This window comes from Kitasatospora sp. NPDC057518 (assembly GCF_042802075.1).
Taxonomy (GTDB): Bacteria; Actinomycetota; Actinomycetes; order Streptomycetales; family Streptomycetaceae; genus Kitasatospora.
On the sequence record NZ_JBHVEU010000371.1, the window covers coordinates 1 to 8959 of the forward strand.

General features: G+C 72.9%; 9 protein-coding genes. All 9 read right to left on the reverse strand.

Annotated features, from left to right (window positions below; translation table 11 throughout):
* Positions 1-44 precede the first annotated feature (44 nt).
* The 9 genes from ACFU7Z_RS29840 to ACFU7Z_RS29880 all read right to left on the reverse strand — a co-directional run bounded on the left by ACFU7Z_RS29840 (position 45) and on the right by ACFU7Z_RS29880 (position 8517).
* Entirely contained in the window at positions 45-878 is an 834-nt protein-coding gene (locus tag ACFU7Z_RS29840) for a hypothetical protein (protein ID WP_380780881.1), read from the reverse strand.
* Between the two features lie 71 nt (positions 879-949).
* Positions 950-1756 carry a hypothetical protein gene (locus tag ACFU7Z_RS29845; protein WP_380780883.1) on the reverse strand — a complete coding sequence of 269 codons (807 nt, stop codon included), beginning with the start codon at positions 1754-1756 and terminating at the stop codon, positions 950-952.
* A 122-nt stretch (positions 1757-1878) separates the two neighbouring features.
* A complete protein-coding gene (locus ACFU7Z_RS29850) occupies positions 1879-2853 on the reverse strand; it encodes an enoyl-CoA hydratase/isomerase family protein (protein WP_241853101.1) in 975 nt (324 codons plus the stop codon).
* On the reverse strand, positions 2850-4121 hold the full coding sequence (locus ACFU7Z_RS29855) for a cytochrome P450 (protein WP_117491748.1): 1272 nt from the start codon (positions 4119-4121) through the stop codon (positions 2850-2852). Before ACFU7Z_RS29855 ends, ACFU7Z_RS29850 begins: the two co-directional genes overlap by 4 nt.
* Positions 4122-4417: 296 nt before the next feature.
* Positions 4418-5809, reverse strand: coding sequence for a cytochrome P450 (locus ACFU7Z_RS29860; protein ID WP_380780885.1), 1392 nt, complete (start codon positions 5807-5809; stop codon positions 4418-4420).
* A 90-nt stretch (positions 5810-5899) separates the two neighbouring features.
* Positions 5900-6490: an ATP/GTP-binding protein gene (locus tag ACFU7Z_RS29865; RefSeq protein ID WP_049653842.1), complete on the reverse strand. Its 591-nt coding sequence runs from the start codon at positions 6488-6490 to the stop codon at positions 5900-5902.
* On the reverse strand, positions 6465-6839 hold the full coding sequence (locus ACFU7Z_RS29870; protein ID WP_049653843.1) for a DUF742 domain-containing protein: 375 nt from the start codon (positions 6837-6839) through the stop codon (positions 6465-6467). The genes ACFU7Z_RS29865 and ACFU7Z_RS29870 overlap by 26 nt, the downstream gene beginning before the upstream one ends.
* Complete coding sequence (locus ACFU7Z_RS29875; RefSeq protein WP_049653846.1) at positions 6836-7237, reverse strand: roadblock/LC7 domain-containing protein; 402 nt, start codon at positions 7235-7237, stop codon at positions 6836-6838. Before ACFU7Z_RS29875 ends, ACFU7Z_RS29870 begins: the two co-directional genes overlap by 4 nt.
* Complete coding sequence (locus ACFU7Z_RS29880) at positions 7234-8517, reverse strand: ATP-binding protein (RefSeq protein ID WP_049653847.1); 1284 nt, start codon at positions 8515-8517, stop codon at positions 7234-7236. The genes ACFU7Z_RS29875 and ACFU7Z_RS29880 overlap by 4 nt, the downstream gene beginning before the upstream one ends.
* Positions 8518-8959: the final 442 nt, after the last annotated feature.

Genomic DNA, 8959 nt, shown 5'->3' on the forward strand with positions numbered 1-8959 from the left:
GCGGTTCGGCGGGGCCCTCGTCGACCGGTCGGACGATCAGACGGTCAGGCGCACTTGATGTCGCGGTTCACCGCGGCCATCCCGGCGACCTTCCCGGCGTCCACCGTGAACTCGTACTGCCAGCCCGGCTGCCCCTCGACCGGCAGCACGTACCTGCCGCTCTTGTCCTGCTGGAGGCCCTTGGCGCCGTACGCCTGCTGGAGCGCCTCCAGGGTGGAGCCGGCGCCGATGCCCTCGGCCGTCCTCGCCTCCGCCGGGGCGGCCAGCTCGCGCAGGCCCGCCTCCGCGAAGGAGACCCGGCCGGTGGTCAGGTACGCCTTGTCCTTGGCCTCCTGCGCCACCCTCAGGTCGACCAGGGCCATCGTCGAGTCGGCGATCAGCTTGGCGGCGGCGGCCGAGTCCTTGGCCCCGGCGGCGGAGCCCGCGGCGGCGGCCGCCGCGTCCTTGGCGGAGGCGTTCGGCGGCAGGGTGCCCGCCGGGGCGGGCGCCTTCCCACTGGCCGCGTCGGCCTTGGCGCTGAGGTCCTTGTAGCGGGCCTCGGTGGCCGCCTCGGCGGCCATCCGGGCCTGGTCCGGCGCCGGTCCGCCCTTGTAGACGAAGTCCGTGCAGCCGCCGAGCAGCGAGACCGGTGACGCCTCCAGGGCGCCGGTGGCCAGCCCGGCGTCCTTGGCCATGCCCGGCTTGATCCCCTGGTACCCGGCCGCCGCGAAGGCCTCCGGGCCCTTCGTCGTGGGCGCCGCCGAGGGTGCCGCGGCGGCGCCCCCGGCCTTCGCCGAGTCCTTCTTGTCGTCGGACGAGCAGGCCGCCGCCGAGGCGGCCAGCAGTACTACCGAGATGCCCACGCCCACCGCGCGGACCGTGGCCCGGTTCTTCCCCATGTCACAAACCCCCACATGATCTTTCGAGGGTCACCGTACCGAGGGTGCGGCCATGATCCACAACCGGTTTCTCAGGCGCAGTAGGTGTTGTGCTTCACCAGGGCGAGCCCGGCGACCTTGCCGTCGGCCATGGTGAACTCGTAGAACCAGTCCGGGCCGCCGCTGCCGCTCTCGGACGGCAGTTCGTAACCGCCCTCCTTGATCGGCTTGAGGTCCCTGCCCTCGTAGGCGTGCTTGAGCTCCTCCTCCGTCGAGCCGGCGCCGATGCCCTCGGCGGTGCGGGCGCCCGCCGGGGCGACCAGCTGGCGCAGGCCCTCGGTGCCGAAGTTGACCCGGCCGGTGGTCAGGAAGGCCTGGTCCCGGTTCTGGCGGGCGGGCCCGAGGAGGTCCAGGTCCTTGTAGAGCACGGCCATCTCCCGCCGCCCCGCCTCGGTCTGGTCGAGCTGCTCCCGAAGGCCCGCGAGGTACTCCTGCAGTTCCTTCGACGAGGCCCCGGACGGCGGGGGCGCGAGCGGCTTCCTGGCCGCCTTGATCTCGTCGATCCTGGCCAGGGCCTTGTCGGCCTTCGTACGGACCTCCGCCTCGGCCGCCATCCGGACCGGGTCCGGCGCCGGGCCGCCCTTGTACGCGTAGTCGGTGCAGCCGTTGAGCAGCGAGACCGGCGACGGCTCCAGGGCTCCGGAGGTGAGCGCCTCCTCCTTGGTCATCGAGAGCTGGAGCCCGCGGTAGCCGGCGGCGCCGAACGGCTGCGGCGGTGTACTGGCCGCCGCCTCGGCAGCGCCGCCCCCGTCTCCCCCGCAGGCCGCCGCTCCGGCCATGACCAGCGCCGTCGTCAGTACGGCCCCGGCCACGCGCCCGCCGCGCGTCGTCCCCACCATGATCATCTCTCCTTCGTCGACCGCACACGGTAGCGAACGTGCGGGCACGATCGACAACCGGCTCCCCCACGCACGGAAGGGGCCCGGGTCCGAGGACGCGGGCCCCTTCGCGCACGCACCGGTCAGGAGGCCGGCCCCCGGTCGGCCAGGCTCCGGGTGTAGTGGGCGGCGGCCAGGACGGAGGCCATCAGCTCGGAGTCGAGCACGGCGGCGTCGGCCAGCCGGGTCGCGGACGCGTGGGAGGCGAGCAGCGTCTTGGTGACCCGCAGGGCGGCCTCGGAGCGGCGCGTGATGGGGCGGGCCCACTCGGCCACCGCCTCGTCCAGCTCCTGCTCGGGGACGACGCGCTGCAGGATGGCGAGCTCCCGCGCCTCCACCGCGCCGACCGGGCGGCCGGTGAGGATGATCTCGCGGACCCGGGCCGCGCCGACCTCGTGCAGCAGCCGGGGCAGCAGGCCGCCCCAGGCGACGGGCAGGCCCAGGGCCAGTTCGGGCAGCCGGAAGACGGCGTTGTCGGCGCCGGCCCGCAGGTCGCAGGCGAGCGCCAGGGCGAAGCCGGCACCGGTCGCCCGGCCCTGGACCCGGGCGATGGTGACGGCGGGGCTGTTGACGAGGGCGTCGCAGACCCGGCGGGCCTTGTCCCCGTAGGCCCGTATGCGGCCGCCGGTCGGGTCCTCGTCCAGGCCCGCGAGGAGTTCGTCGCGGTCGCCGCCGAGGCAGAAGTCCCGGCCGGCCGCGGAGAGCACGATCACCCGCACGGCCGGGTCGGGGACGGCGAGGAGGGCCAGGAGTTCGTCCAGCATGGCCGAGGTGACGGCGTTCCCCGTCCCCGGGCTGTCCAGCTCGACGTGGAGCACCGCGCCCCGGAGCTCGGAACGGACCGTACGGGCGGGCGCGGGTTCGGGGACCACCGCGGCTTCGGGAACCGGAGCGCCTTCGGGAGCGGGAGCACCTTCGGGGACCGGCGCGGACTGCGGGACCGGCGCGGACTGCGGGGCCGGCGGGTACCAGCCGGTCGTCGTCGACGGGTGCGGGACGTACGGCGGCGGCTGCATCGCGTACGGGGGGTACTGGGGAGCCTGCGGGGAGACGTTCATGCGGACACTCTCAGGGACGTCACCCGGTGGAAGACCATCCGGGGCGCGTGCTCCGGCGGGCTCACCGCCCGCAGCGTCGGGAAGCGCTCCAGCAGTTGCCCGATCAGGGCCCGCGCCTCCAGCCGGGCCAGGCCCGCGCCGAGGCAGTAGTGGGCGCCGCCGCCGAAGGTGAGGTGGGTGCCCCGGCGGAGCGGGTCGAAGGCGTGCGGGTCCGGGTTGCGGCGCGGGTCGCGGTTGGCCGCGCCGTACATCACGTGGACCATGGTGTCCTTGGGGAGGAACGTTCCGGCCAGCACGGTGTCCTCGCCCGCGACGCGGCTGTTGACGCGGATCGGCGGGTCGTAGCGCAGCGCCTCGTCGATCGCCTCGTCGATGTGCTCGGGCCGCTCCCGCAGCCAGTCCCACGTCCCGGGCGACCGCAGCAGCTGCCACACCAGCGAGGAGAGCAGCGTCGCCGTGGTCTCCAGCGAGGCGATGGTGACGAACATGGTGAGCTGGTAGACCATCCGGTCGGTGGCCTCGGGGTCGGACTCCAGCGCGTCCCAGGTGCGGATCCAGCCGGCGATCACGTCGTCGCCGTCGTTGTCGCGGCGCTCCCGGACGAGCCGGGTGAAGTACTCGCGAAGGTCCATGGTGGCCTGCTCGGAGACCGCCAGCTGGCTCTTGGTGGGCAGCAGTTCCTGGGCGTGCACCTGGTTGTGGGTCATCGTCAGGATGTGCGGGTAGTCCGCGCGGGGGATGTCCAGCCAGCGCCCGATGGTGCCGATCGGCAGCTGCTCGCTGACCACGGAGGCGAAGTCCGCCTCGCCGTCCGCCTGTATTCGCTCGGCCAGGCGGTCGAGCAGTTCGGTGGCGTCGGCCTCGATCCGCGGCGTCATGTCCCGGAGGGTGTTGCGGTCGAAGAGGCTGCCGAGGCTGCGCCGCTGCCGGGTGTGCTCGGGGGCGTTGAGGCGGGAGAGGGTGCGGCTCATCTCCTGGGTGGCGACGGCCTCCCAGCGCTCCGTCCCGGTCTGCCGCTCCTGCCAGGCGAAGTCGGGGACGAGCCAGGTCCTGCCGCGCAGGACCTGGTCGCACGCCTCGTAACCGGTGACCAGGTAGCCGCCCCAGGGCGCCGGGACGAGGTCCCCGAGCGCCCGCAGCCCGTCGTAGACCGGGCTCGGGTCGGCGAGCCCCTCGGCCGACCGCAGCCTCCGCAGCAGCGGGACGGCGGCACGGCGGTCGACCCTGCCGTCAGGGTGCTCCGACTCCGCGGGGCGGGCTTCCAACATGGCGGTCACACGGGCTCCTTCAACACGCGGGCGGGCAGTACGGCGGCGTACTACCCAGCACCAGCGCGCTCAAGCGTCGATCCGTGTTGCCCCCGTCACGTACTGCACCGTCGTCGCACGCCGTTCACCTCGCGGTGACCGAACGTCCGGTGACCGAACGGCTGGTACCCGAACGGCCCGTGACCGGACGGCCCGTGACCGAACAGCCGGTGACCGAACGGCCCGTGACCGAACGGCCGGCGGCCGGCCGGCCCACGACGGCGGGTCGGGCCGGGGAGCCCGGAGCCCGGGACGCCTCAGACCCGGAAGACGTCCAGGAAGGAGCTCCACCAGCCCTTCTTCTGCGGGGCCCGGGCCGGACCGGCGGCCTGCGGGTACGCCTGCACCTGCTCGGCGGCGGCCTGCGCGGGCGCGGGAGCGGGGGCGGGGGCGGTGTCCGCGCCCACGGCCGGCCCCGCGGTGCGGGCGGCCACCGGGCTGAACCGCACCGGCAGCGAGACCAGGCCGCGCTGGAACGGGCCCGGCCGCCACTCGACGCTCTCCGCGGGCACCGCGAGCGTGACGTCCGGGAGCGCGTTGAGCAGGCACTCGATCGCGCTCAGGGCGATCAGCTGGGCCGGGGACTTGGCCGGGCAGGCGTGCGGGCCGGCGCCCCAGGCCAGGTGGGCCCCCTTGCTGAGGGTCAGTCGGGCGTCGGTCAGCACCGGGTCGCTGTTGGCGGCGGCGAAGCTGATCACCACCGGGCTGCCGGCGTCCATCGGGACGCCGCCCAGGTTGAGGTCCTGCATCGGGTAGTGCGTCGCGTAGTTGGCGATCGGCGGGTTGTTCCACAGCACGTCGTCGAGGGCGTCCTCGATGCGCAGTCCGGCACCGCCCTCGCCGGACAGCAGCAGGAGCAGCGCGTTGCCGATGAGGTTGCGCTCGGGCTCGACGCCGGCGCCCATCAGCATGACCAGCTGGTCCTTGAGCTCCTCGTCCCGCAGCCCGGCCGGGTGCTGGATGAGCCAGGAGGTGATGTCGTCGCCCGGCTGGCGGCGCTTCAGCGCGACCAGGTCCATCAGGCAGGAGGTCAGCTCCTCGTTGGCCTGGATCACGTCGAGGCCGTCGAAGAGCGCGGACATGCTGCGGGTCAGCCGGTCGCCGATGTCGGCCGGGCAGCCGAACAGCTGGTTGAACAGCAGCAGCGGCAGCAGCTTGGCGTAGTCGTTGAGCAGGTCGGCCCGGCCCAGCGCGCTGAACTGGTCGATCAGGTAGCCGGCGATCCGCTCGACGTGCCGGTTGAGCCGGTTGTCGTTGAGCCGGTCCAGGCTCTCGGTGACGGCCTTGCGCAGCCGCAGGTGCTCGGCGCCGTCCGTGAAGAGGCAGTTGGGCCGGTAGAACATCATCGGCAGGACGGGGCTGTCCATCGGCACCCGGCCCTCGTTCAGCGCCGCCCAGCGCCGCGAGTCCCGGGCGAACATGCCCGGGTTCTGCAGCACCCGCAGCGCGGCCTCGTGCGAGGTGACCAGGGTGGCGTCCACCCCCGGCGCCAACTCCACCGGCGCGGCCGGGCCGTTGGCGCGCAGCTTGTCGTAGACCGCGCCGGGGTCGGCCGAGAACATCTCCCCGTAGAGCGGCGTGCTCACGCCGGCGTGCATCGGGCAGCCCGGCGGAGGCGACTGCGGTACGGGTCGCTGCAGAGATTCCATGGGTCGTTCCTTGGAGGAGGCCCCGGGCGGGTGCGGACCCGGGAGACGTGAGGGGAGGAAGGCGTGGGGGAGGGAGGAGCCGTGGGGAGGTCAGGAGGCGCGGTCGAGCAGGTGCCGGACGAGCGTCAGCAGGGCGTTGGCCGAGGAGCGCTGGTCCCGCGCGTCGCAGAACACCACCGGCGTGTGCGGCAGCAGGTCGAGCGCCTCGCGCAGCTGGTCCTCGGTGTACCCGCTCTCCCGGTCGAAGCTGTTGACCGCGACCGCGTACTCCAGGCCGTACTGCTCGATCAGGTCGATGACGGGGAAGGTGTCCGCGAGGCGGGTCGGGTCGGCCAGCAGCAGCGCCCCCAGCGCCCCCCGCGCCATGTCCTCCCAGAGCTGCATGAACCGCTGCTGGCCCGGCGTACCGAACAGGTACAGCACCAGGTCGTCGCCGAGCGTCAGCCGGCCGAAGTCCAGGGCGACGGTCGTGGTCTTCTTGTCCGGCGCCCCGCGGAGGTCGTCGACGCGGACGGACGCCTGCGTCATGCTCTCCTCGGTGCTCAGCGGGGCGATCTCCGACAGGGCCCCGATGAGCGTCGTCTTGCCGACCGCGAAGTGCCCCACGACCAGGATCTTGACAGCGGTCGTCACCGCGCCCGGGACGTAGATGTCCTCAGGCGAACCGGCGTTGAAGTCCATGCAGTACCTTCTCTAGAAGTCTCGGGTCCGGGGCCTGGGCCGGGGGCGGGGCCGACCGCCGCAGCAGCCGCCCCTCACGGATCAGGTCCGTCAGCAGCAGCCTCACGACCCCCACCGGCAGCTCCAGCCTGGCCGCGACCTCGGCCACCGACAGGTAGCCGCCGGAGCACAGCTCCCAGATCGCCCGGGTCTCCGGGCTCGGCAGCGCGGGGAGGTCCTGCTCGGGCGCGATGGTGACCAGGGTGATCAGAGACAGGTCGTCCGCACTCGGTAACGCGCGCCCGCCGGTGATGACGTAGGAGCGGATGAAGCCGCCGGAGACCCGCTGTTCCTCGCCGCCGGTCGTCATGAGCCGCTGAGCGTGCTCTGGCGCGGCGCCGCCGACATCGCCCGTCCGAGCGCGCCCACCTGCTGCTGCATCCGGAAGGACATCGCCTCCATGTCGACGTCGGGGGCGGTGGAGGCGGCCAGGTACGCGCCGCTGCCGGCCGCGATCAGGAAGATCCAGCCGTGGTCGTACTCCAGGAGGGTCTGGCGCCAGACCCCGGCGCCGCCGCCGACGAACGGGGCGACCGCGCGGCTCAGCGACTGCATCGAGCTCATCGCGGCGGCGTTGGTCTCCGCCTCGTCACGGCCGATCTCGCTGGACCGTTCGAGCAGGAGGCCGTCGGCGGAGACGAGGATAGCGTGCCGGGCGCCCGGTACCTGGAGTACGTCGTTGAGCACCCAGGAAAGATCGCGGCTCACTGGATCTCGGTTCCTTCCGTGGTCATGGTGTTGCGCCCGGACAGCGTGCCGCGCTGGAACGCGCCGAGGCGGGACGGCGTGTACTGGCCGGTGCCCCGCGGATCCTCGGCCCGACCGGGACCGGGCTCCTGCGGGGTGGGGACGACCGACACGGGACGCTGGCGGCGGCGCCGGGGCAGCAGTCCGTCCGCGGTCGTCTCCGGTCCCGCCGTCGCCGCGTACGGCGTCGGCACCGGGGCCAGGGGCGCCGTCGGCTCGGACAGCGACACGAGCCGCTGGCCGGCACCCGGCGCCCAGGCCTGCGCGGGCTGCTCCACCGGCGCGGCCTGGTAGTCGGGGTAGTCGGTGTGCTCGGCGACGGGCGGGGCCGCGACCTCGCTGCTCAGCAGCTCGGCCGGCAGCAGCACCACGGCCCGCACGCCCCCGTACGGGGAGACGGAGTCGACGGAGACCCGGAAGCCGTAGCGGGCGGCCAGCATGCCGGAGACGGCGAAGCCGAACTTCGGGGGGTTGCCCAGGCTGGTGAGGCTGATCGGCGCGCCCGGGTTCAGGAGCAGCGACGCGCGGTCCTTCTCCTCCTGGCCCATGCCGAGGCCGGCGTCGTCGATGATCAGGCAGACGCCGGTGGGGACGGCCTGGACGCTGACCTCCACCGGGGTGTCCGGGGCGGAGTAGTTGGTCGCGTTGGCGAGCAGCTCGGACAGCACGACGGCGACCGGCTCGACGACCTTGCTGGCGAGCGAGACGCTGACCCGGGAGTGGATCCGCACCCGGTCGAAGTGCCGGATCCGGCCCTGGGCGCTGCGGACCACGTCGAAGACCGAGGCGACGCTCTCACGGCGGCCCAGCCAGCCGCCGCAGAGCACCGCGATGCCCTGGGCACGCCGGCCGAACTGGCTGTTGGTGTGGTCGATCGTCATCAGGTCGGCGAGGATCTGCGGGCTGTCGCCGTACTTCCGCTGCACCTTGTCGATGACGATCTGCTGCTCGTCGGCCAAGCCCTGCAGCGTCCGCATCGCCGCCTTGAGGACGGCCTTGGTGTCCTCCTCGGCGTCCCGGCGGACGGCCGTCAGCTCGGAGGCGTGCTGGCCCTGCAGGCGGTCGTGCAGCACGGCGAGTTCCTCGCGCTGCCGCTGTGCCAGGGCGCTCTCCTCCTCCAGCGAGGCGTTGCGCCGTCGCAGGGCGAGGTTCGTCCGGCGGGCCTGGAGGGCCGCTCCGACGGATACGAGCATCACCACGATGAAGACCCAGAAAAAGGGTTCCTGCACAAATGACGTCATGAAACTCTCTTCAGGTGGCATCGCGTGGGGCCGGTCCGGGCCCCGGAACGCGAATGGGACTGGCGGCCTGAACCTCTCCGAAAGGCACCCGATGTCACACCACATCGAAGTGCGTTCCGGTACGAGACCTGCGGCGACGCCTATCGCGGAGTCAGCCTACTGCACCTCATGCCATGTCAGAACAGATAGCAAAAAGGGCAGTTGGGGCGAAATTCCACGACTTGCTGGGAACTCTGACAAGAAATGGCGGCATTCGTGACGCCGCGTTAACCATAGGGACACATCCCGACCACACTTCGATTCGCGCGCAGCGTGATTCCGCTGTCACGCTCCGGAATTGACGGACCTCGGGACGGACCTCCGGACGACTTCTCCGGAGGGCCGTCGGACGGCCCTCCGGGCGGGCGGCCGGACATGCGGAAGGGGCCCGCGTCCGTGGACG